22 protein-coding genes are annotated in these 21,356 nt (G+C 37.0%); 12 read left to right on the forward strand and 10 right to left on the reverse strand.

Features of this window, described 5'->3' with window-relative positions:
- Positions 1-56: 56 nt before the first annotated feature.
- The 5 genes from RLO81_RS02030 to RLO81_RS02050 are packed head-to-tail and all read left to right on the forward strand — an operon-like array spanning position 57 to position 4,632.
- Positions 57-746 carry a glycosyltransferase family 2 protein gene (locus tag RLO81_RS02030; RefSeq protein WP_350106494.1) on the forward strand — a complete coding sequence of 230 codons (690 nt, stop codon included), beginning with the start codon at positions 57-59 and terminating at the stop codon, positions 744-746.
- 1 nt (position 747) lies between these two features.
- A complete protein-coding gene (locus tag RLO81_RS02035) occupies positions 748-2,214 on the forward strand; it encodes a cellulose synthase family protein (RefSeq protein WP_350106496.1) in 1,467 nt (488 codons plus the stop codon).
- Between the two features lie 22 nt (positions 2,215-2,236).
- Positions 2,237-3,538, forward strand: coding sequence for an MptA/MptB family glycosyltransferase (locus RLO81_RS02040; RefSeq protein ID WP_350106498.1), 1,302 nt, complete (start codon positions 2,237-2,239; stop codon positions 3,536-3,538).
- Positions 3,539-3,578: 40 nt separating this feature from the next.
- A complete protein-coding gene (locus RLO81_RS02045; protein WP_350106500.1) occupies positions 3,579-4,031 on the forward strand; it encodes a rhodanese-like domain-containing protein in 453 nt (150 codons plus the stop codon).
- Complete coding sequence (locus RLO81_RS02050) at positions 4,024-4,632, forward strand: TIGR04282 family arsenosugar biosynthesis glycosyltransferase (RefSeq protein WP_350106502.1); 609 nt, start codon at positions 4,024-4,026, stop codon at positions 4,630-4,632. Before RLO81_RS02045 ends, RLO81_RS02050 begins: the two co-directional genes overlap by 8 nt.
- Before the next feature lie 6 nt (positions 4,633-4,638).
- On the opposite strand, the gene RLO81_RS02055 is transcribed toward RLO81_RS02050, so the two are convergent.
- The 4 genes from RLO81_RS02055 to RLO81_RS02070 all read right to left on the reverse strand — a co-directional run bounded on the left by RLO81_RS02055 (position 4,639) and on the right by RLO81_RS02070 (position 7,260).
- Complete coding sequence (locus RLO81_RS02055; protein ID WP_350106504.1) at positions 4,639-5,211, reverse strand: hypothetical protein; 573 nt, start codon at positions 5,209-5,211, stop codon at positions 4,639-4,641.
- Positions 5,212-5,325: 114 nt separating this feature from the next.
- Positions 5,326-5,697 carry a cupredoxin domain-containing protein gene (locus RLO81_RS02060; RefSeq protein WP_350106506.1) on the reverse strand — a complete coding sequence of 124 codons (372 nt, stop codon included), beginning with the start codon at positions 5,695-5,697 and terminating at the stop codon, positions 5,326-5,328.
- 27 nt (positions 5,698-5,724) lie between these two features.
- Positions 5,725-6,276 carry a carboxymuconolactone decarboxylase family protein gene (locus tag RLO81_RS02065; RefSeq protein WP_350106508.1) on the reverse strand — a complete coding sequence of 184 codons (552 nt, stop codon included), beginning with the start codon at positions 6,274-6,276 and terminating at the stop codon, positions 5,725-5,727.
- 126 nt (positions 6,277-6,402) lie between these two features.
- Positions 6,403-7,260, reverse strand: a complete 858-nt coding sequence (locus RLO81_RS02070; RefSeq protein WP_350106510.1) for a helix-turn-helix domain-containing protein — start codon at positions 7,258-7,260, stop codon at positions 6,403-6,405.
- A gap of 212 nt (positions 7,261-7,472) precedes the next feature.
- Between RLO81_RS02070 and RLO81_RS02075 the strand changes: the two genes are divergently transcribed.
- Both RLO81_RS02075 and RLO81_RS02080 read left to right on the forward strand, forming a co-directional pair.
- Positions 7,473-7,811, forward strand: a complete 339-nt coding sequence (locus RLO81_RS02075) for a YopX family protein (protein WP_350106512.1) — start codon at positions 7,473-7,475, stop codon at positions 7,809-7,811.
- Between the two features lie 63 nt (positions 7,812-7,874).
- On the forward strand, positions 7,875-8,117 hold the full coding sequence (locus RLO81_RS02080) for a hypothetical protein (protein ID WP_350106514.1): 243 nt from the start codon (positions 7,875-7,877) through the stop codon (positions 8,115-8,117).
- On the opposite strand, the gene RLO81_RS02085 is transcribed toward RLO81_RS02080, so the two are convergent.
- From RLO81_RS02085 to RLO81_RS02095, 3 genes are read right to left on the reverse strand one after another with little or no spacing between them, the layout of a single operon-like run.
- The gene (locus tag RLO81_RS02085) at positions 8,114-8,350 is read right to left on the reverse strand and encodes an acyl carrier protein (RefSeq protein ID WP_350106517.1); all 237 of its coding nucleotides are present in this window, start codon (positions 8,348-8,350) and stop codon (positions 8,114-8,116) included. The two genes, RLO81_RS02080 and RLO81_RS02085, sit on opposite strands and share 4 nt — an antisense overlap.
- A 43-nt stretch (positions 8,351-8,393) precedes the next feature.
- Positions 8,394-9,755, reverse strand: coding sequence for a sensor histidine kinase (locus RLO81_RS02090; RefSeq protein ID WP_350106520.1), 1,362 nt, complete (start codon positions 9,753-9,755; stop codon positions 8,394-8,396).
- Positions 9,745-11,097, reverse strand: coding sequence for a sigma-54-dependent transcriptional regulator (locus RLO81_RS02095; protein WP_350106567.1), 1,353 nt, complete (start codon positions 11,095-11,097; stop codon positions 9,745-9,747). The genes RLO81_RS02090 and RLO81_RS02095 overlap by 11 nt, the downstream gene beginning before the upstream one ends.
- 207 nt (positions 11,098-11,304) lie before the next feature.
- Here RLO81_RS02095 and RLO81_RS02100 point away from each other — a divergent pair, with 207 nt between their 5' ends.
- Positions 11,305-11,970, forward strand: a complete 666-nt coding sequence (locus RLO81_RS02100) for a TapB family protein (RefSeq protein ID WP_350106523.1) — start codon at positions 11,305-11,307, stop codon at positions 11,968-11,970.
- A 143-nt stretch (positions 11,971-12,113) separates the two neighbouring features.
- Here RLO81_RS02100 and RLO81_RS02105 read toward each other — a convergent pair whose 3' ends face one another.
- The 3 genes from RLO81_RS02105 to RLO81_RS02115 form a co-directional block, all read right to left on the reverse strand.
- Positions 12,114-13,028: a glutaminase gene (locus tag RLO81_RS02105; RefSeq protein WP_350106525.1), complete on the reverse strand. Its 915-nt coding sequence runs from the start codon at positions 13,026-13,028 to the stop codon at positions 12,114-12,116.
- Positions 13,029-13,089: 61 nt separating this feature from the next.
- Complete coding sequence (locus RLO81_RS02110; protein WP_350106528.1) at positions 13,090-16,317, reverse strand: WD40/YVTN/BNR-like repeat-containing protein; 3,228 nt, start codon at positions 16,315-16,317, stop codon at positions 13,090-13,092.
- A 101-nt stretch (positions 16,318-16,418) separates the two neighbouring features.
- On the reverse strand, positions 16,419-17,138 hold the full coding sequence (locus RLO81_RS02115; protein WP_350106531.1) for a biotin--[acetyl-CoA-carboxylase] ligase: 720 nt from the start codon (positions 17,136-17,138) through the stop codon (positions 16,419-16,421).
- 70 nt (positions 17,139-17,208) lie between these two features.
- On the opposite strand from RLO81_RS02115, the gene rsfS reads away from it, so the two are divergent.
- The 4 genes from rsfS to RLO81_RS02135 all read left to right on the forward strand — a co-directional run bounded on the left by rsfS (position 17,209) and on the right by RLO81_RS02135 (position 21,311).
- A complete protein-coding gene (gene rsfS / locus RLO81_RS02120) occupies positions 17,209-17,580 on the forward strand; it encodes a ribosome silencing factor (protein ID WP_350106534.1) in 372 nt (123 codons plus the stop codon).
- A 45-nt stretch (positions 17,581-17,625) separates the two neighbouring features.
- Positions 17,626-19,686 carry an ATP-dependent zinc metalloprotease FtsH gene (gene ftsH / locus RLO81_RS02125; protein ID WP_350106537.1) on the forward strand — a complete coding sequence of 687 codons (2,061 nt, stop codon included), beginning with the start codon at positions 17,626-17,628 and terminating at the stop codon, positions 19,684-19,686.
- Between the two features lie 67 nt (positions 19,687-19,753).
- Complete coding sequence (locus RLO81_RS02130) at positions 19,754-20,536, forward strand: UDP-2,3-diacylglucosamine diphosphatase (protein WP_350106540.1); 783 nt, start codon at positions 19,754-19,756, stop codon at positions 20,534-20,536.
- On the forward strand, positions 20,526-21,311 hold the full coding sequence (locus tag RLO81_RS02135) for a hypothetical protein (protein WP_350106543.1): 786 nt from the start codon (positions 20,526-20,528) through the stop codon (positions 21,309-21,311). Before RLO81_RS02130 ends, RLO81_RS02135 begins: the two co-directional genes overlap by 11 nt.
- The last annotated feature ends 45 nt before the right edge of the window (positions 21,312-21,356 follow it).

The raw sequence follows: 21,356 nt of genomic DNA on the forward strand, positions 1-21,356 counted from the left end.
TCTGTCATTGATATGACTTTGCACATAGTTAGGATTGGCTTACTTTGCAACCTTGTATGAAGCAACTTGTTAAGGTAATTATACCAGCCTTTAATGAAGAAAACGGAGTGGGTTCTGTTATAGCAGAGATACCCAATGATATTGTAGATGAAGTAATTGTAGTCAATAATGCTTCTACTGATGATACTGAAAAAGCAGCAGCTAAGGCTGGGGCAACTGTTCTGAGGGAAGAAGTTAAAGGATATGGCAGGGCTTGCCTGAAGGGTATTGAGTATATCAAAAAACAAGAAAACAAACCTGATATTATTGTATTTTTAGATGCAGATTACTCTGACTATCCTGAGGAAATGAGGGATTTAATAAAACCTATCATTGAACAGGACATGGATTTGGTGATTGGGTCGAGAGCATTGGGCAACAAAGAGAAAGGAGCAATGACACCGCAGCAAGTTTTTGGAAACTGGTTGGCTACAGGATTATTAAAGTTGTTTTATAATGTAAATTTTACTGATTTGGGTCCATTCAGGGCTATTAAATATGAAAGTTTAATAGCATTGAATATGAAAGACAAAACATATGGCTGGACTGTAGAGATGCAATTGAAGGCAGCTAAAATGAAAATGAAATGTACAGAAGTACCAGTGAATTATAGAAAAAGAATAGGATTTTCAAAAGTTTCCGGAACGGTTAAGGGAACTGTCATGGCAGGATATAAAATAATTTGGACCATTTTTAAGTACTTGTAATATGGAGTGGTTAGTTATTGTACCCTATAGTCTTGCGCTGCTGTTTATATTCATTTTCAGCCTGAGCCAACTTAATCTGACCTGGCATTATCTAAGATCGAAAAAGGCGCTGAGTAAACCTTCTTTTGAGTTAAAAGAATTTCCCAAGGTAACGGTACAGCTACCCATTTATAACGAAAAATATGTTGTTGAGCGGTTGCTCATTAAAGTATCCCAATTCATTTACCCAAAAGATAAGTTAGAAATTCAAGTACTAGACGATTCCACAGATGAAACAATCGAACTTACTTCTGCATTGGTTGACAAATTGAAAAAAACCGGCCTGGATATTAAGCATATTAGAAGGCCTAAACGAGAGGGCTTTAAAGCAGGCGCACTCCAGTACGGAATGCAAATCTGTAAAGGAGACTTCATTGCTATTTTCGATTCTGATTTTTTACCCGAACCGGATTTCCTACTTAAAACTATAGCACAGTTTGAGCAAAATACCGGTGTGGTTCAAACTCGCTGGGGGCACTTAAATAGAGATTATTCTTTATTAACTGAGCTACAGGCTTTCGGTTTGGATGCCCATTTTTCTGTGGAACAATCCGGCAGAAGCCATGCCAATAGTTTTATTAATTTTAACGGAACAGGAGGGGTGTGGAGGAAAGAGTGCGTTATTGATGCTGGTGGCTGGTCTGCTGATACGTTGACTGAAGACTTGGATCTTAGCTATCGGGCGCAACTAAAAGGCTGGAAATTCAAATACCTGGAAGATTGTGTAGCTCCCGCAGAACTACCTGTTATTATGTCTGCTGTAAAATCTCAGCAGTATAGATGGAATAAAGGAGCGGCTGAAACTGCCCGTAAAAATTTGGGTAAGGTTTTACGCTCAAGAATGGGGTTTGGGAATAAAATGCATGCCATCTTTCATTTATTTAACAGCTCAGTTTTCGTTTGTTTGTTAATTGCCGCTCTTTTAAGCATCCCTATGCTTTATATTAAGGATGCCAACCCGAGGTTAGAATTGCTTTTTGACATTGGTAGCATTTTTCTGCTAGGGTTTTTCTCAATTACTATTTTCTATTGGGTAGCTACAAAAAGGATGGTTCCAGATGGTACTTCCAAGTACTTTTTTAAAATATATCCTATGTTTTTAACAGTTTCAATGGGGCTTTCGCTTCATAATGGGCTAGCTGTTTTAGAGGGTTTGTTTGGGTTTAAAAGTGAGTTTATTAGAACACCCAAATTTGGGATTAAGAGTAAGTTGGATTCCTGGGAGAATAATAGCTACATTAAGCCAAAAATTAACTTTCTTATTATCATGGAAGCATTTCTAAGCTTCTACTTTTTCTTTGGTGTAAGTAGTGGTATTTTCTTAAAAGACTGGGGGTTAGTGATTTTCCACCTCATGTTGGCTATAGGTTTTGCGATGGTATTTATACATTCCATAAAGAGTATTCCAGGTGCTGTTTCTGCAAAGTAAGAATAAGCTGCTGTGGTTATTAATGGCCTCAAGCATTTTGCTCTATGTCCAAATAGCATTTAACACCCACAGATTTGAAAGCTTCACGCTTATTTCTTCGTATAGTCTGGTGTTCATTTTCTATTTAATACTGGTTAGAAAGTATTCTTATTCTGCAATAACTATTAATTACCTGTTGGGTTTGGCAATAGTTATCAGGTTGATATTGGTTGGTGCCTTTCCTTCGCTATCAGATGATATATATAGATTTATTTGGGATGGAAGATTATTAAATGCGGGTATTCATCCGTTCACTGAAGTGCCGTCATTTTATATGATTAAAGGGAATGAAGTTGCGGGGTTAGATCAGCCACTTTATTCAAAATTGAATTCACCAGAGTATTTTACGATTTACCCGCCTTTTGCACAATTCGTTTATTGGGTATCAACATACGTTACTGATTCAATTTATCTAAGCTGTATAATTATTAAATCATTGATCGTTTTGGCGGAAGTTGGCTCTATTTTCATTGGAATCAAATTGCTGCAGCGTTATAACCTGCCCAAAAGAAATATTTTACTTTATGCTTTAAACCCATTAGTAATCCTGGAGCTAACGGGAAACCTTCATTTTGAGGCATTTATGATTTTCTTCTTACTATTATCTGTTTATCTGATCCATGAGTATTCAATGATCAGATCAGGATTTTTTATGGCTGCTAGTATTGCCAGTAAGTTAATTCCAATCATGTTTTTACCTCTTTTATTAAGGCGATTGAAAGCTAAACCCTTATTAAAATGGTATTTGGCAATATTGATTTTTTCGTCATTATTCTTTTTTCCGTTGTTCCGTCCTGAGTTTATTACAGGAATGAGCGAAAGCCTTGGTCTTTATTTTCAAAAATTTGAGTTTAACGCCAGTATATATTATATCGTCAGAGAAGTAGGATTTTGGATAAAAGGTTATAATATCATCGGTTTTGCAGGCAAGTTATTGGCACTATTCTCCTTTTTAAGTATTGTGGCCCTTAGTATTTTTTATCGAAAAAGTGTCAATATATTCGAGTTGATGATGTTAGCACTTACTACGTATTTACTGTTATCAACAATCGTTCATCCCTGGTACATTACCACAATTATTTTTCTATCTGTCTTCACTAAATACAGATATTCAATAGTATGGTCACTGTTGATATTTTTTACTTATTTAGGGTATACCAAAACAGGTTTTCAGGAAAACATGTTAGTAGTTGTAGTAGAATATATAGTGGTGATAGCAGTTTTAATTTATGAGATTTATGCAGTTTCTAAGAAAAGAACTCCCTGGTTGGCAAAAGGTGCCTAGTTACATTTTTTTAGTATTTACCCTTGTAGCCTGTAATAGTATGTACGCACAAGAAGATTTTAATAAAAAAGTATCATCACTTTTAAAGAATACAGTGCCATTGGTGACCAGTGCTGAATTAGACACCTTATTACAGAAAAATCCTAATCTAATTCTGCTGGATACAAGATCCTCCAAAGAATATGAAGTTAGTAAGATTGCGGCCGCAAAATTTATTGACTATGATGATTTTAAACCCGAAATGGTTCGGGGGATACCTAAAGAGGAGCAGATTGTAGTTTATTGTTCTGTTGGGTATCGTAGTGAAAAAATTGGCGAGAAGTTGCAGGAGTTAGGTTATAATAACGTGCTCAATTTATATGGCGGCATTTTCGATTGGAAAAATACTGATCACACTGTTATCAATGAAAAAAACCAACCTACTGACAGTGTGCATACATATAATAAGAATTGGTCCAAATACTTACACAAAGGTGTAAAAGTATATGACTAATCATCTGATTATTTTTGCTAAAAACCCGGAATTAGGTAGCACTAAGACTCGTATTGGCACTAAACTAGGAGACGATGTCGCGCTGGCTATTTATTATAGTTTAATTCATCGAGCACAACGGGTTACCGCCAACATAAAAGCCCGTAAGATAGTATATTATTCTTCATTTGTAGATCGTGAAGATTCATGGGATAATAACACCTTTGAAAAGAGGCGACAGGTAAAAAAAGAACTCGGTGTTCGAATGGCAACAGCCATCAATGAGTCATTCAATGAAAATGCAAAAAAGGTTGTGCTTATTGGTACTGATATTTATGATCTAACACCTCAAATTATAAATGATGCCTTTGATCAGCTTTCAAATCATGATGTGGTTATTGGCCCAGCAAAAGATGGAGGTTATTATCTTATTGGTTTATCTCAACCGGCAGATTCACTATTTAAATTAAGTGCCTGGAGTCATTCAGAAGTGTTTAACCAAACCAAAGAACTAATCGGTCGTGCTGGATTAACATTTTCTTTGCTACCTGAACTTAATGATATTGATGAGCCTGACGATTTAAAGGGAACCAATCTGGAGCAATTCCTGATAGAAAAATAACACCCATTATTTAAGAGGTTTAAAAAAGATGAGTAATTGAATTATAATTCCTATTAAAATTAATGTCCAAATTTCTAATGTAGAAATGAGATTACTACTTTCTACAAGCCTATTCGATTTATCAAGCTCTCTTTTTGCTTCCAGCATTTGTATTTCGGCTAATTTATCCAACTCACTTAATACTTCTGCAATTTGTAAGGCTCTCCCAGAGTTATCACCTAAGCTCTCTATTTCATAAAGTTTAGTAAGCTTTTTCTTGAGTAAATTCATTGATTTTTCTTCACGGGAAGTTAAACGTGTATTTGAATACTTATTAACAACCGTATTGATAGAGTCATTTATGTTAAAATTGATCTTCGATATTTCTCCAGTGATTAAATCATTCTTCTTGATATCTAAAAGCCTGGAGATTTTAAAGATATAATCTTTAGCCACCAGCCGGTCTTCATATACCGAAGAGAACGACTTTTGAATCATTTTAAAATGATTCTTATCCATTTTATTAGTCGCAAAAACCAACAGAAATACAATTACTAAAGCACCCAACGCTTTTATTTTAGACCAAAATTTTGATGACATATGAGTGGATTTGATTTAACAAAATTAACGTACTATATAGCTAATTGTTCTATAACTAAAAACAACAAACCCTCAAATAATGAGGGTTTGTTAGTAGAAAGATAGTAAGTTAATTTAATTCACCACAATCTTATATTGAGGAGTTGGGTTTAAAGGGCAGAAATAAACATATTCTCCTTTTTCCAAGGTTACCGTTTTTGATTCGGCCTTCTCACCATCATTAATGGTTTTCTTTAAATACGCTTCAGGAATATGATTTTTCTGATCTGTCATTCCTTTTGGGGCGATTACAAAACCCAGCTCATGATTAACACCTTCATTTGATACTTCGAAAATGTATTGTTTACCTGCTTCAAGGGTTAACTCTGTTTGTGTGAACTTGCCGGGCGTTTGAGATAGTTTCACCCTTTCAGGAGTTTGAGCTAGAACTATTGAACTGAAGCTTAGCGCTACTACCACAAGTATTGATTTTATTAAGTTTTCCATTTTATAATAGTTTAAGGGTTAATTCAATTATGCGTTAATAGTCTCTAATTCAGGTGCAGCTGGGAAGTCTACAGGAATTTGAGTAGCACCATGTATAAAGTTGCTGATGATTTTATCACCTATTACCATGATAATATCCACCAAGTTGGCTTTTGTATAGCCAGCGTTGAATAAATTATCAACGGCATCAGAGCTTGGTTTACTTCTGTTTTCAGTAATATTTTTTACAAAAGCTGCGAGAGCATTTAATTTCTCATTGAATGAAACATTACCAATTCTAATCTCCAAAATTTGCTCATCGGTAAAACCGTTCATTTTACCAATGGCTGTATGAGCTGCTAAACAATATTCACACTCATTCACTTGAGAAACTACCAGGTTAATAACTTCTCTTTCTTTAGCTGTTAATGTACTTTTTCTGTTTTGAAGTGCAAGGTAGTCGGCTAGGGCCGTGTCGTTGTGAGCATACGTAGCGTAAAGGTTAGGTACAAAACCTAGTCCTTTTTCGAGCTGATCAAATATTGCCTGATTGTTGGCACTTACTTCATTTTTTGTTGGAACATTTATTTGCGTTGCCATAATCGTTTGTTTAATGTTTAAATTGTTTGTATTGATAACACCACAATTTTACGGCAACAACTAAGGCTGGTGAGAGGCTACTTTTCCCAATAGAGTGTCAATACTTCCTATTATTTGTCATTTGTTTTAAATGATGGGTTTGGATACCCTCATTTCCTGTTTAAATTCCAGAGGAGTTTGCTTTAATATTCGCTTGAAAAGTCTGTGAAAGCCACCGGCATCTTCAAAGCCAAGTTCATAGGCAATTTCCTTCACGGACTTATCGGTGTAAAGTAAAAGGCGTTTTCCTTCTAAAATAATCCGTTCTTGGATAATCTGAAGAGGAGTGCTATTGCTGTACTTAGAAAATAAATTGGATAATGTCTTAGGTGATTTAAAGAGTAGTTCTGCATAGTCTGAAACCTGGTGTTTTAGTTTATAATTCTGCTCAACAAGTACATTAAATTTGCGAATTAGGTCTACTTGGTTGTCATCCATTGCTGTTTGTATAACCTGCTTCTTTGCCAGCCTGGTTATCTTTATGATCATTCTTTTTAAGAGCATTCGTAACATCTCTTCCTGTATGGTATCGCATGTGCTAAATTCATCAATAAACACACTAAAGAGCATTTCAAATTTATCAGCTTCCTCTGCTTCCAGATTAATAATATGTTGATTGGAGCTTCCGAAAAATAAAATTCCATTACAGGAAACCTCTTGATCATGGTCGATGATGCAATAGAACTCCCGATTAAAATTAAATGACGTTAGTTCAGGTGTGTCTTCAGGGAATTCAAGAATATGCAGATACGTATACGTGGTAATTTGATTTGGCAACAGCGTAGTTTCAGCTCCATCCACAAAAAAGGTAACTGGTCGCTCACATCTATTCCATAGTATACTTATCAGGTTATTATGCCTCCGTAATTCATGAAGCTCCTTTGCGTGATTGGTTAGTAACGCCAAAAGTGATTTTAATCCAGTGCCTTCAAATACTTTTACCATCGGGTTTAAAATTAATTTAAAGCTCAGGATTAATTTTAAATTGGAAAGTCATGATACAGACGAATTCATCAATTGAATTTGTTATTTTGAAAGATAAATGGGTTTGATAGACTATGTGCATGTTTAATTAATATTGAACAACGAATATTATTAAGCATTTTGAAATAAAGAAGCTTGGAAAAAACTATTACTCAAACAAATAGGTAGACACATTGGCACGACAATTTAAATTCAAAGCATGGAACAAGGATACAAAACTTCTGATGCGATTAAATCAAATTGATTGCGTGAAGGGTGTTTTAGTAAAGGAAGACCACGTGTTATTACAATTTACCGGGCTGCATGATAAAAGCGGGAGCGAAATATATGAAGGTGATATACTGCTTTTTGGTACAGATAAGGCCATTGTAAAGTGGAATGAAGAGTCATTTTCGTGGACTTTAGTTAATGAAATTGGGGGTAGTCATCGACCTTTTACTTCTATTGAAATGGAAAAAGGAGTTAAGCTCTGTAACGTTTTTGAGTCACCAGAATCTTTTTCTTCAGAATAGTGGTTACCTTTGTGGCGCCAAACGTTTTTATTAGCACACATTAATTCATATTTTACCAACTAAATGAAAGTATCACTCAGTATTGATCAATTGAACATTACCCCAAGAGAGGCTCAGGTGGTGGACATGCTTTGTGAATCGTTGAGGCAAGATGTTGAGCTTCTTAAATGCCCTAATTGTGGCAAAGAAGGTAAAATTATCCTCCATGTAAATAACACGAAAATTTCGGCTATTAGAACAGAAATTAAGGTTTGTTGCCCGGAATACTACGCCAAAACGGAAGAGACGTTGGCGTTGAGCGTCTAAGATTTCATTTTTTTGTCAATATAAGCTACCGCCTGATTGATTGTCTGTAATTGTTCAGCATCTTCATCAGGAATCCTGATATTAAAAGTCTGCTCAAACTCCATCACCAATTCTGCATAGTCAAGTGAGTCTATTCCTAAATCTTTGATGAAGTTGGCATCAGGAGTTACCTCTGTTTCTGCTATACCTAACTTATCCACTAATATTTTGGTGATTGTATTATTTATATCCATTGGTTGAATCTATAAAAAGCAATCCGTAAATCTATGAAAATTATTAAAATCGCAAAAAGAACTGTGTACCCTCATCTATTTGTGATTTAACACTTAAACTACCCTGGTGTTTCCTCATAATCTGCCTTGAGAGGCTTAAACCAATACCTGAACCATCTTTTTTGGTTGTAAAAAAGGGTATAAATATTTTTTCCAGTGCCTCTTCTTCAATTCCGTTACCATTATCTGCTATGATGATCACCGGCCTGTTTTTTTCATCTAGCTCTGCAGTAACTTGTATTAATTTATTCGATTGCTCATCAAACGCCTGCGTAGCATTTTTTAGTAAGTTGATAAGCACTTGTTCAATCATGTGCCTGTCTGCCTTAATTTTTATATCAGGGGTTATATTTTTATGAACTTCAATCTGATTGTTTTCAATTTCTTTTTTAAGAAGTAACAAAATATCAGTTATCAATTCTTCAATGTCAATTTCCTTTAAACTGGGAGTAGCCACTTGTGTGAGGTTCCTAAAATCCCTTACAAATTTAATTAGTCCTTCACTTCTTTTTTTAATGGTTTGTAAAGCCAAATGTAGGTCTTCAACATCTTCATTACTCATCTGATTAATCTCCTGGCCATTAGCCAGTTGAGATTGCAATTCCTGGTCTACCGTGTTGGCCAATGAGCTGATTGGGGTTACGGAGTTCATTATTTCGTGCGTTAAAACACGAACTAGATTCTGCCAAGCCTCCATTTCTTTTTCCTCCAATTCACTTTGTATATTTTGAAGTGAGATAAGTTTATAAACTTCACCTCTAAGGGTTAATTCTATGGCATAAATGGCCAATTGGAAGATCTCTCCGTTCAGTTCAATCTTCACAAGATCTCGTCCGCCAGTTCTCAAGCGAATAATGGTATCTACCAATACCGGATTAATAGATTTGAGGTCATGGATATTTTTGAGGTTCTCTGTGCGCAATAATTTTTTGGCAGCGGAATTACAGATTTGCACTGCACCACTCTTTTTAAAAGTGATGATGCCGATACCAATATGTTGAACAATATTTTTTAAGTACTGAAAATCGGCTTCTTTTTCTTTTTTGTTTGATGAATTATTGGTTATAAACTTGTTGAGTGCGGCATGAAGCGCATTCAAATTGCTGTTCTCGGTATTGATCGGGTATTTTTTCTTTATTTCTTCATCTGATAAGGTTTTAAGAAATAAGTGGATGTCCTCATTATCGTTACTTTTCGAACTGAGGAATTTGATCATAGAAACGACCTGAAGGCCGGCTAAAGCAATTAATATAATTTGAGTAATTATGAAGCCATCATTAAAAAGAGTGTAGCAAAAAATAAATAGTGTGAGTGTTAGCAACCCCACTCTTACTAGTGCATTCTTTTTTAAATCACTAAAGTCCATGCTTTTCCAGCCTTCTGTAAAGTGATGCTCTGGTTAAGCCAAGCTCATCTGCAGCTTTAGATATGTTGCCCGAATGAATACTGATGGCCTTCTTAATCGCATTTTTTTCTACAGTATCCAGGTTGAGATCACCAGATAAAATATCATCGCTCGCACTATTAGAATTGCTTAAAAAAGAGAAGTTTGCGGCTTCAATAACTTCTGAATCATTCATAATTATTGCCCTTTCAATAGCATGTTCCAGCTCTCTGATATTTCCCGGCCAGTCATAGCGTTTAAGGTAATCCAGCGCCTCACCAGAAATCTTATTTACGCTCTTCCTATATTTTTTAGCGTACTTGTCTAAAAAATGGTTCGCCAGAAGAGGAATATCTTCAGGTCTATCTCTTAGAGCAGGTATTTTTATTTCAACTGTATTGAGCCTGTAAAGTAAATCTTGTCTGAATGTTCCTGAACTAACCATTTCATTTAAATCCATATTGGTGGCGCTCACCAGAGGCATATCAATTTCTTTGCTTTCATTGCTGCCTAATGGTGTAATTTCTTTGTTCTGGAGGCTCGACAGTATTTTTGATTGTAGTGATGTGTTGAGATTGCCAATTTCATCTAAAAACAGTGTGCCTTCATGAGCCAATTCAAATTTGCCAGTTTTATCTTCTTTGGCATCAGTAAAGGCACCTTTCTTATGCCCGAAGAGCTCACTCTCAAATAAACTATTGGAAATTGCCCCCATATCTACACTAATAAATGAGTTGGCTTTTCGTTTAGAACGCTGATGAATGGCCCTTGCCACTAACTCTTTACCAGTTCCATTTTCACCGAGTATCAGAACGTTGGCATCTGTCTCAGCTACTTTGTCTATAAGAGAAAAAACTTCACGTATGGCCCTGCTCTTTCCTATAATACTTTTAAAAGGCTGATTGATTTCTGCTTCTAGCAATTCTTTGGCCTTTTTTAACTTATCAACCTCTTTGTATGATTCTTTCAACTTAATGGCCGTAGAAATGGTGGCTATAAGTTTTTCGTTTTGCCAAGGTTTGAGCACAAAGTCGGTAGCACCTTCTTTTAGTGCCTTAACGGCCATTTCAACATCACCATAGGCTGTAATTAATATCACAACAGCAGATGGATCTTTTTGTAATATTTGATTCAACCAATAAAAACCCTCTTTACCGCTGGTAATGTCTTTGCTAAAATTCATGTCAAGCAAAATCACATCATACGTATCATTATTTAGTAAGAAAGGAATCTTCTTTGGATTTTTTTCGATGATCACGTGATGTGAATGTTTTTTAAGTAGAAGCTTAGCGGCTAATAGCACATCTTCATCATCATCGATCATTAATATTTTACCGGATTTTTCCACGTGGTTATTTTTTGGCTCAGAGTACTATACTAAATATGGTGCCAAATGCCTGAAAGCGTTTAAACACTGATAATAATTAAACGGATGTTCAGTAATGTACTAAATTGTTCGATAATGAACACTTAATTACGCTTTTTTTTCTGCTTTAGGTTTGGTACATTCCCTCCAACCAAATCATTAACTATGAGAACACTATTAACACTTTGTCTATGCTTGCTTTTTGAATTTTCTTATGCTCAGTGCAATCCCTTCTATAATTTTAAAGAGGGATCTACCTGGGAGATTACTAATTATACTGATAAGGAGAAGGTTACTTCGCGTCAGGTAAATACTGTCAAATCACTTACGGAAACATCAAGCGGTTGGGAAGCAACATTGGCGTTTAAGAGCTACGATAAAAAAGATAAGCTGGAGTTGGAAAATGAAATTGAAATGACGTGCGATGATGGAACTATTTCTATGGATATGTCGAGGTTTTTTCCTCAGGAAATGATGGAGTCTTTTGAGGATATGGACTTACAGATTGACACAGAAAACATGGTGATACCAGAAAACCTGAACGTGGGGGATGAATTACCTGATGCGTCTATCACTATCTCAGGGCAAATTCCATTTACAATGGAGACAAAAATTACTGACAGGAAGGTGGAGGGTAAGGAAAGTATTACTACGCCTGCAGGCACGTTTGAATGTTATAAAGTGTCTTATAAAATCATCTCTAAAACTATGATGTCCATTGAAATGAAAGGAACTGATTGGATTGCCAAAGATGTAGGTATGGTAAAGGCTGAGAGTTATAAACAGAACGGAAAGCTTCAGGGAGTTAGCCTTTTAACTTCTTTTGAATAAAAAGCTTACATGCTCAAATCATTTTAGCTAATTCTTTGTTATATTAGCAGTGTTGTTATTGGGATAAAAATATTTATCCTATTATTTTGAGTTTTTGACCTTGGAAGTGCTCTTGACCGGAGCACTTCTTTTTTTGCCCAATTTTAAAAAATAGAGGAGGCTGTTTTACTGGTAAATAGCTCAAGTGCTTTCATGCCTGCATAAGAATTCCCTTTTTTATTGAGTCCGGGGCTCCAAACCACAATGCTATATTCATTGGGCAGAATAGCGGCAATACCGCCACCTACGCCACTTTTTCCTGGCAAGCCTACGCGAAATGCAAACTCACCGGCCTCATCATAGAATCCGCAGGTAAGCATTATTGCTGCTATTCTTTTAAACTGGCTTTTTGTTAAATATCGGTGCGAGTCAATAACACCCTTTCCATGATTCGCAAATACTCGGAATGCTTTAGCTAGTTCATGGCATGTCATTTCAATAGAGCAGAAATCGAAATATAAATCGAGGACATCTTCAATGTCATTATGAATGTTGCCATAAGATTTAATGAGGTTAACCATGGCTGCATTTTTAAAGCCATGAAGTTTCTCACTTGCTGCCACCTTCTCGTTGTATTTGATGTCATCTTGGCCGGTTAGGTTGTTCACATACTCTAAAAACTCACCTCTTGGGTCATCAAGGTTAGAAATGAGCATGTCTGTTACCACCAATGCGCCTGAATTTATAAAAGGATTACGAGGAATACCTTCTTCGTACTCTAATTGAACCAATGAATTGAATGGGTCGCCAGAAGGCTCAACATCAACTCTTCGGTACACTTTTTCTTTGCACTTGCCAACGGCCATGGCAAGCATAAAAACTTTTGAGATACTTTGGATAGAGAATTTTTCGTCATAATCGCCAACAGCATAAGTCTCCTGGTCGAGCGTTAGCAAGTACATGCCAAATTTATCTTGAGGTACTTTGGCGAGTTCAGGAATATAATTCGCCACTATCCCGTTTTTTAGAATCGGTTTTACTTCATCAGCAATTTCCTCCAGTATTCGTTGATAATCCATTAGATGAAAGTAACAAAAAAGCCCTTGCTTTTGGCAAGGGCTTCGAAGTAATTCATTCTAATTATTTATTCAAAGGCTCATATTCTTTAAAAGGCGAGAGGTCAACTTTTTCTAATTCCGTTTTTAAACTACTCCATGTAGTAGCAAAGAAGTTATCTACTTTTTCGATCTCGGGTTTCATCATCTCAATAGCCTGATTTAATAATCGCTCTTCAGTTGCTCCCGGTTTGTGTAAAGTGGTAGCTAAATAGAAGTATACACTCTGAAATCGGTCATCCACAGTGGGAAACTCTGTCGCTATTATACCTTGTTTGGTGGAATTGTCCTCACCTATGAGTGGAATAAATAATTGACCAATGCTATCCTTAGCGGCTTGAGTTTTGTCAATCAGTTCTTTAAATCCTTTCTCATCTTTTTCTTTCATTCTTTTTAGATAGTCATCCAAAATACTTTTAGACTCCGCCAATCGGTGAGTAGCCTTGGCCACAATACTGTAGTTGCTTTCAATTTTCTTGTTGAAATCATGCAAAGCCTGAAGGGTAGCATTAGCAACATCTTTTCGTGGATCGAAGACTACTTTTATAAAAGTAGAATCCTTTTTATCGCCATAGTTAAACACAGCTTTGTAAGTGCCAGGCACCACCTGCACGCCACCTGGCTCGGAAGCATTATCTGCCGGAGCTGTTCTCGATGGTGAGTGAAGGCCTTTCTCATTCATGTACCAGTACGTTCTATGAATACCATTTTTATCAGGTGCACTGAACTTCAATGTTCGGATCAATGAATTCTCGGCATTATAAATATCAATTCTTACAGAATCATATTTAATTTCCTCTTTTTCAGTTTTCTCTACAGGCTCTTCAGTTTTACCTTTTTTCTTTTTTGAAGTTTCCTCGGCTTCCTTCTTTTCCTTTTCAGGCTTGTTTATCAAATAGGTAAGCATTGCAGCCTGTCTTCGGTTCTCACCATTGAATATGGCATCAGCAACAAAGCGGGTTCCTGAGGCTTCCTGACTTATTGATTGATAAGCAGTAGGCGCTTCAAATACTTTCAATGTACTTTTCAAAATACTTGATTGACTGGCAATGCTTCTCAATGGTCTGATATCATCTAAAACATAGGCAGCTCTACCATAAGTACCAATAACAAGATCATGCTCTCTTGGATGAATGACCAAATCCATGGTAGGCACGCTAGGATAATCATTCGTCCATTTTTGCCAGTTCGCACCACCATTAATACTTACATATAATCCACCTTCTGACCCAAGGAACATAAGATTAGGCTCAACAGGGTCTTGAATGAAAGAAAGAGTGTAGTTCCAAACTTCAGATTCATTGACCATATTCTTCCAGGTGGCACCATAGTCAGTTGTTCTGAATAAATACGGCTTAAAATCGAAGTTTCTATAGTTGTTAACCACTACAAATGCTTCACCGGCATTGTAGGTAGATGGCTTTACCTGAGCTACCCAAGATTCTTTTGGCATTCCTGTAATATTCTGGGTAACATTTTGCCATGACTTGCCTCCATCGCGAGTTACCTGCACATATCCGTCATCAGTTCCAACCCATATGATGCCTTCTTTCACTGGAGATGGAGAAATAGCCAAAATGGTGGTGTTATTTTCAGCACCTGTGGCATCCATAGTTAAACCACCGCTCAAATACTGCTTTTGCTTATCAGGGTTATTAGTGGTTAAATCTGGAGAAATGATTTCCCACGTAACACCTTTGTCAGTGCTTTTATGTACAAACTGGCTGCCATAGTATATAGTTGATTTATTAAAAGGATCTTGTGCTAATGCGGCATTCCAGTTAAATCTCAATCGCTGTTTTGGATCAGGATGCGTTGGTTGCATATAACGAAAGTGACCTGTAACCCGATCATATCGTAACAACGAACCTTCCTGCCACATAGAGTAACCATATCTGTTGTCGTCCGGATCCGGCATAACATCAAACCCATCACCAAATGAAATCTCGTGCCAATAAGCATTTCTTATTCCCTGAGATTTCCAAACATAGGCTGGCCCGATCCAGGAGCCATTGTCTTGCATTCCTCCATACACATTGTATGGATAGTCGTTATCAACATTAATATGATAAAACTGTGCCAGAGGTAGGTTTTCTACAAATCGCCACGATTTTCCTCTATCCCTGGAGATATTCAGACCGCCATCATTTCCTTCGATAATATACTCCGGGTCTTCAGGGTGAATCCAAAATGCATGATGGTCTGGATGAACTCCGTGTGTGGTGTTGTAAGCATCCATTAGTTGCGTGAATGTTTTACCACCATCTTCGCTTACGTTCACATAAGTAAAAACAGTATATAGTCTATTCTCATTAATAGGATCAACATATATTTCAGAGTAGTAAAATGGTCTGTCGCCAATCTCGTTTGTCTTGTCCGAAACCATTGTCCATTTATAACCACCATCATCAGATTTGTAAAGGGCGTTTTTCTTTGATTCAATCAATGCATATAATCTGTTTGGATTGCTTTGAGAGATGGCTAGACCTATTCTACCCAAATCACCATCGGGGATGCCATCATCTTTCGTGAGTTTTTTCCAATTTTCACCGCCATCTACGGTCATATAAAGTCCAGAACCCGGCCCACCAGATGAGAATGTCCATGGTTTTCTTCTATGCTCCCACATAGAAGCAATTAGCTTATTGGGGTTGGTAGGATCCATCACCAATTCGGCACACCCAGTTTTATTATCTACAAATAATATTTTGTTCCATGTTTTGCCACCATCAGTTGTTTTGTAAACGCCTCTTTCAGGATGTTCGCCCCACGGGCTACCGATTGCCCCAACATAAACGGTGTTTGGGTTTAAGGGATCAATTTTGATTCGGTAAATGTTCCTGGTTTTTTCTAAGCCCATCAGCTTCCAACTTTTTCCACCATCTAAACTTTTATAAAGTCCGAATCCACCGTTTAAGCTATTTCGAGGGTTTCCTTCACCAGTGCCTGCCCATACTACATTTGGGTTGTTTTGTTGTATGGCCACAGCACCGATGCTCATTACTTTTTCGTCATCAAATACGGGTTCCCAGTTGATACCGCCATTCACTGACTTCCACAATCCACCTGAGGCTGTACCGGCATAAATAATGTCTTTATTTGAATGAACTGCATCTATGGCCGTAACACGACCACTCATTCCTGCAGGGCCAATGCTCCTGGGCTGCAGGTCGTTCATAAAGTCCATGTCAAGCTTTTGGCCTGTTGCCAATGACAGAGCGAAAGCTAGCGCTACAGTAATAATGTATTTCATAGTTTTAAGATTATCCAAAAGCATAAAATTGCTTTTAAAGGGACACAAATTCAATAGATTTAGATATGATCTTATGAAATATTACACGAACGGAGACAGGGCTATAAAAAGCTCACTTCTTTAAAGTTGAATTCTTTTAATCCGGTAAAAGTTTCAATCTGCAATTTCCCGTCTTTAGATATGCCAATGATCCTTCCTCTAAATTCAGAGTCAGACTTAAACAGCCGCTCTTCTTCATAGCCTAAAAGGTTACTTAGATATTGTTCTTTTAAATTAGCTACATTGTTGGCTCTAAGCTTGAAAATGTTGTTTTCCAGGCTTTGAATTAAATCTGCAAGAACATTCTGAAGGTTGAACTCAATACCTGTTTCTTTGAAAATAGATGTGGCCGATTCTAGTTCGAACTGTTGTTGATTGATGTTTAATCCAATACCCAAAACGCTATCCTCTATACGGTTTGATTTTATGGTGTTTTGAATGAGGATGCCTGCAATTTTCTTGGACTTAACATAAATGTCATTAGGCCATTTCACTTTCACGTGATTTACATATTTGCTTAGTACATCGTATATAGCTAGTGATGCTACAATGTTCAGGTAAAACTGATCGGTAGCCGTTAAATACCTGGGATGCAATATAATCGAGAAAGTCAGGTTTTTTTTGGGCTCAGAATACCAAGAATTACCCCTTTGACCTTTACCCGCTGTTTGATGGTCTGTTATCACGACTGTACCCTCTTGAGGTGAGCCATTTCTGATAAGGTCGGACGCCACGTCATTAGTTGAGTGACAAGATGGCAGGTAAATTACCTTTTTGCCCATAAATAAAGTTTTGGCAAGAATTTTATACAAGTATTTTTGTAGTTTTGATACGTATAACCAAAGATACTGAATGGATGTAAATAAGGGTCTAGCTCCTTCCGAATTGTTAAGTGAGGTTGTGGTGAGGGGTATGCAGGAGAAGAAAGCTTCTGACATCGTTGTTCTTGATCTTAGAAATGTAAAAAATGCAGTTGCGGACTATTTCGTAATATGTTCTGGTAACTCCGATACACAGATTGATGCTATTGCTGATTCCGTAGATGAGCAAGTACACAAAGAATTAAAACAAAACCCATGGCATCAAGAAGGAAAATCTAATAAAGAATGGCTTCTGTTAGATTATGTTGATGTAGTTGCTCACATCTTTAAAAAAGAGAAAAGAGAATATTACTCACTCGAGAATTTATGGGGTGATGCCAAAATTATTTCCATAGAAGCCTAAACAATAAGTATTTATAATCGTTGCAAACGAGAAACAATTTAAGTAATGCCAGATAAGAAAAAACTTGTACCTAAACCGCAAAGACCAAACTATCAGGTTTGGATCATTGCTGCATTAATAGCCTTAATATTTGGGATAACATATTTTAACGGAGCCAGTAACCTGATTCCGATTACCATGACCAAGTTTGAGAATATGATGCTTAGCAACGATGTTGAGCGCGTGGTTTTGGTGAGAAATCAGAATTATGTGGAGGTAACCCTGAAACCAGAGGCTCTGCAAAATGCGAAATATAAAGCCGAATTAGAAAAGAATAATACGTTTGGTGTGAATACCGGGCCGCATTACAAACTCAAAGTAGGCACCATTGATAGTTTCCTTGATAGCTATGACGAGCTAAGCAAAAAACTTCCTAGGGACCAGCAGGTAGATGTAGAATATGACGACAAGTCTGACTTCGTTAACATGATGTGGAATTGGGGCTTTTTACTATTTATATTGTTAGGCTTCTGGTTCTTGATGCGTAGAATGACAGGTGGCGGTGGCCCAGGAGGACAAATTTTCAATATTGGTAAATCTAAAGCTGCTTTATTCGATGCTGAGAACAAGGTAAAAATCACCTTTGATAATGTTGCCGGTCTTGATGAGGCCAAAGAAGAGGTAAAAGAAATTGTAGACTTCCTAAAAACGCCAAGTAAATTCACAAAACTAGGTGGTAAAATACCTAAAGGCGCATTGCTTGTAGGCCCTCCGGGAACAGGTAAAACATTGTTGGCAAAAGCAGTAGCTGGGGAAGCAGGCGTACCCTTCTTCACATTATCAGGTTCTGATTTCGTGGAGATGTTTGTGGGTGTGGGTGCTGCCAGGGTAAGGGATTTATTTAAGCAAGCCAAAGAAAAAGCACCTTGTATTGTATTTATAGATGAAATTGACGCAATCGGTAGATCTAGAGGTAGAGGACAAATGCCTGGCTCTAATGATGAGCGTGAAAATACATTGAACTCGTTACTCGTAGAGATGGATGGTTTCTCAACGGATTCGGGGGTAATCATTCTTGCTGCCACAAACAGACCAGATGTGCTAGACTCTGCCTTGATGAGACCTGGCCGTTTTGACAGACAAATAAGTATTGATAAACCGGATATCGTGGGCCGTGAGGCAATCTTTAAAGTGCATTTGAAGCCGTTGAAAATGGCTAAGGATGTTGATCCAAAAAAATTAGCTGCTCAGACTCCTGGTTTTGCAGGTGCAGAAATTGCCAATGTGTGTAATGAAGCAGCACTAATCGCAGCCAGAAGAGATAAAGAAGCAGTTCATCTTCAAGACTTTCATGATGCCATTGATCGTGTGATTGGAGGGTTGGAGAAAAAGAATAAAATAATATCTCCTGAAGAAAAGAAAATTGTTGCTTACCATGAGGCAGGCCATGCAGTAGCTGGTTGGTTCTTAGAGCATGCTGACCCGTTGGTTAAAGTGAGTATCGTTCCAAGAGGTGTAGCTGCATTAGGTTATGCTCAATATTTGCCGAAAGAGCAGTTCTTATATCAAACCGAACAGCTAATGGATGAAATGTGCATGGCATTGGGCGGTAGAGCTGCAGAGGAACTAACCTTTGGGAAAATTTCTACAGGAGCGCTAAGCGATTTGGAGAGGGTTACTAAGCTAGCCTACAGTATTGTAACTGTCTATGGTATGAATGATAAAATCGGAAACGTTTCATTCTACGACTCCAAGCAAAGTGATTATAATTTCACAAAGCCATATTCTGATACTACTGCTGAGACAATAGACTCTGAAGTAAGAAACTTAATTGAAGGAGCGTATAAAAGAACACTCGATTTGTTAAAAGACAAAAGAGATAAGCTTGAGATTCTCGCTAAGGAACTGTTAGAGAAAGAAATTATTTTCCAGACAGATTTGGAGAGATTGATTGGAAAAAGGCCTTTTGAGCACCAAACTTCTTATGAAGCATTTACCAACAACACTAATGGGAAGGCGAATAAAGAAGAGGATAAAGCTACTGATCAAGAAGAAAAGCCTGAGGATCAAACGAGTGAAGAAGTAACCGCTAATGATGTTGATAAAAACGTTAGTGGCGAAGATTAATCATTTAAAGAAATAACTATATAAAGGAATCAGGCGTGTAAGCGCTTGATTTTTTATTTTTGGAGCGATGCAATTTAAAGTTCACGATAACATCCAAAGCCTTAATGGCAAGAAGGTATACTTCGCTTCAGATTTCCACCTGGGCGCACCAAATAAGGCAACCAGCTTGGAAAGAGAAAAGAAGATCGTTCGTTGGCTCGATCAGGTGAAAGGAGATGCCCATTCCATTTATTTAGTAGGTGATATTTTTGATTTTTGGTTTGAGTATAAGCATGCTGTGCCCAAGGGCTATATTCGTTTACTTGGAAAAATAGCAGAAATTAAAGACTCCGGTATTCCTATCGTGTTTTTTACAGGCAACCATGATATGTGGATGTTTGATTACTTTCCAACAGAATTGGGCATTCCTGTGTATCGCGATCCGCAGCAGCTGATTGTGGGTAATCAAAAATTACTTATTGGCCATGGAGATGGCTTGGGACCGGGCGACCATATGTATAAGTTTTTGAAGCGAATTTTTGAGTCTAAAATAAGCCAGTGGTTGTTTGCAAGATTCCATCCAAACTTTGGAATTGGATTTGCAACCCGTTGGTCCCATAGCAGCCGCGTTAGTAACACTAAGAAAGAGGAAGATAAGTTTTTGGGCGATAGAGAGTACTTGTGGCAATACTGTAAGGATGTTGAAAAGAAAGAGCATCACGATTATTACATATTTGGGCATAGGCACTTGCCATTAAATTTAGAAGTAGGAGAGAACTCTAAATATATTAACCTTGGCGAATGGGTCAATTATTGTACCTATGGTGTTTACGATGGTGAAGATTATCAATTACTTACCTTTGAAGATTAATATTACACTCTGTTGTCTGTTTGTTATTTCAAATGCATTTGGACAATTGATTTATACGGATAGTATCCAAGTTGATAATATTGATAAAATTTCGGTTGACAGGCTTGGCAATGTCTATCTTGGCGATGAGCTGGGCAATGTTTTTCAATATAACCAGTCGCTTAAGCTTGAAGCGGAATATTCACCATCGAGAAAAGGGAACATTGCGGTATTGGAAGCATGGAATCCGCTAAAGTTGTTCGTTAGTTATTCAGATCTTCAGGAGGTGGTTTATCTTGACCGGTTTCTTGTCAGCGAAAACAGATTTAATTTAAATATAGCTTCTTCTTTTGTTGGAATGGCAGCACCATCGTTGGATAATAACTTGTGGTTGGTAGATTATTCGAAATTTAGTTTGATTAAATACAATCAATCATTTGATCAAGTAGAAATTGAACGTCCATTTGATCTATTACTTGATCCGGATAATTATGAAATCACTCATATTAGAGAGCATCAGAACCTTTTATTTATTAGCGATAAGAAAAGTGGGGTTTTAGTATTCGATAATTTAGGCAATTATCTATACACTATCAATGCCCTTGGTGTAGAGAGTTTTAATTTTTTCGGCAATTCTATTGTGTTTATAAGTAAAGGTTTTGTTTATGAAAAGGATATTTACACCAATATAGAAAACAAATGGAAAGTGGGGAATGAGTTTATTGCGCTTGTTAAAAGTAAAGAATATTACTATTTATTGGGTAAAAAAGCACTATTTAAAGGCTATAAACGATGATTTTTGAAAAATCCCACTCTTTGGGGGATTTACTTTTATCAGAAA

This window comes from Fulvivirga sp. (genome assembly GCF_040220315.1).
Taxonomy (GTDB): Bacteria; Bacteroidota; Bacteroidia; order Cytophagales; family Cyclobacteriaceae; genus Fulvivirga.

What these genes read in the sequence shown, in the direction of transcription:
- RLO81_RS02045 (WP_350106500.1), top strand. Translation starts at nt 3,579, where the DNA reads ATGTACGCACAAGAAGATTTTAATAAAAAAGTATCATCACTTTTAAAG.
- RLO81_RS02095 (WP_350106567.1), bottom strand. Translation starts at nt 11,097, where the DNA reads ATGATCGATGATGATGAAGATGTGCTATTAGCCGCTAAGCTTCTACTT.
- RLO81_RS02035 (WP_350106496.1), top strand. Translation starts at nt 748, where the DNA reads ATGGAGTGGTTAGTTATTGTACCCTATAGTCTTGCGCTGCTGTTTATA.
- RLO81_RS02110 (WP_350106528.1), bottom strand. Translation starts at nt 16,317, where the DNA reads ATGAAATACATTATTACTGTAGCGCTAGCTTTCGCTCTGTCATTGGCA.
- RLO81_RS02050 (WP_350106502.1), top strand. Translation starts at nt 4,024, where the DNA reads ATGACTAATCATCTGATTATTTTTGCTAAAAACCCGGAATTAGGTAGC.
- RLO81_RS02105 (WP_350106525.1), bottom strand. Translation starts at nt 13,028, where the DNA reads ATGGATTATCAACGAATACTGGAGGAAATTGCTGATGAAGTAAAACCG.
- RLO81_RS02100 (WP_350106523.1), top strand. Translation starts at nt 11,305, where the DNA reads ATGAGAACACTATTAACACTTTGTCTATGCTTGCTTTTTGAATTTTCT.
- RLO81_RS02090 (WP_350106520.1), bottom strand. Translation starts at nt 9,755, where the DNA reads ATGGACTTTAGTGATTTAAAAAAGAATGCACTAGTAAGAGTGGGGTTG.
- RLO81_RS02040 (WP_350106498.1), top strand. Translation starts at nt 2,237, where the DNA reads ATGGCCTCAAGCATTTTGCTCTATGTCCAAATAGCATTTAACACCCAC.
- rsfS (WP_350106534.1), top strand. Translation starts at nt 17,209, where the DNA reads ATGGATGTAAATAAGGGTCTAGCTCCTTCCGAATTGTTAAGTGAGGTT.
- RLO81_RS02060 (WP_350106506.1), bottom strand. Translation starts at nt 5,697, where the DNA reads ATGGAAAACTTAATAAAATCAATACTTGTGGTAGTAGCGCTAAGCTTC.
- RLO81_RS02055 (WP_350106504.1), bottom strand. Translation starts at nt 5,211, where the DNA reads ATGTCATCAAAATTTTGGTCTAAAATAAAAGCGTTGGGTGCTTTAGTA.
- RLO81_RS02115 (WP_350106531.1), bottom strand. Translation starts at nt 17,138, where the DNA reads ATGGGCAAAAAGGTAATTTACCTGCCATCTTGTCACTCAACTAATGAC.
- RLO81_RS02065 (WP_350106508.1), bottom strand. Translation starts at nt 6,276, where the DNA reads ATGGCAACGCAAATAAATGTTCCAACAAAAAATGAAGTAAGTGCCAAC.
- RLO81_RS02130 (WP_350106540.1), top strand. Translation starts at nt 19,754, where the DNA reads ATGCAATTTAAAGTTCACGATAACATCCAAAGCCTTAATGGCAAGAAG.
- RLO81_RS02080 (WP_350106514.1), top strand. Translation starts at nt 7,875, where the DNA reads ATGAAAGTATCACTCAGTATTGATCAATTGAACATTACCCCAAGAGAG.
- ftsH (WP_350106537.1), top strand. Translation starts at nt 17,626, where the DNA reads ATGCCAGATAAGAAAAAACTTGTACCTAAACCGCAAAGACCAAACTAT.
- RLO81_RS02070 (WP_350106510.1), bottom strand. Translation starts at nt 7,260, where the DNA reads ATGGTAAAAGTATTTGAAGGCACTGGATTAAAATCACTTTTGGCGTTA.
- RLO81_RS02030 (WP_350106494.1), top strand. Translation starts at nt 57, where the DNA reads ATGAAGCAACTTGTTAAGGTAATTATACCAGCCTTTAATGAAGAAAAC.
- RLO81_RS02085 (WP_350106517.1), bottom strand. Translation starts at nt 8,350, where the DNA reads ATGGATATAAATAATACAATCACCAAAATATTAGTGGATAAGTTAGGT.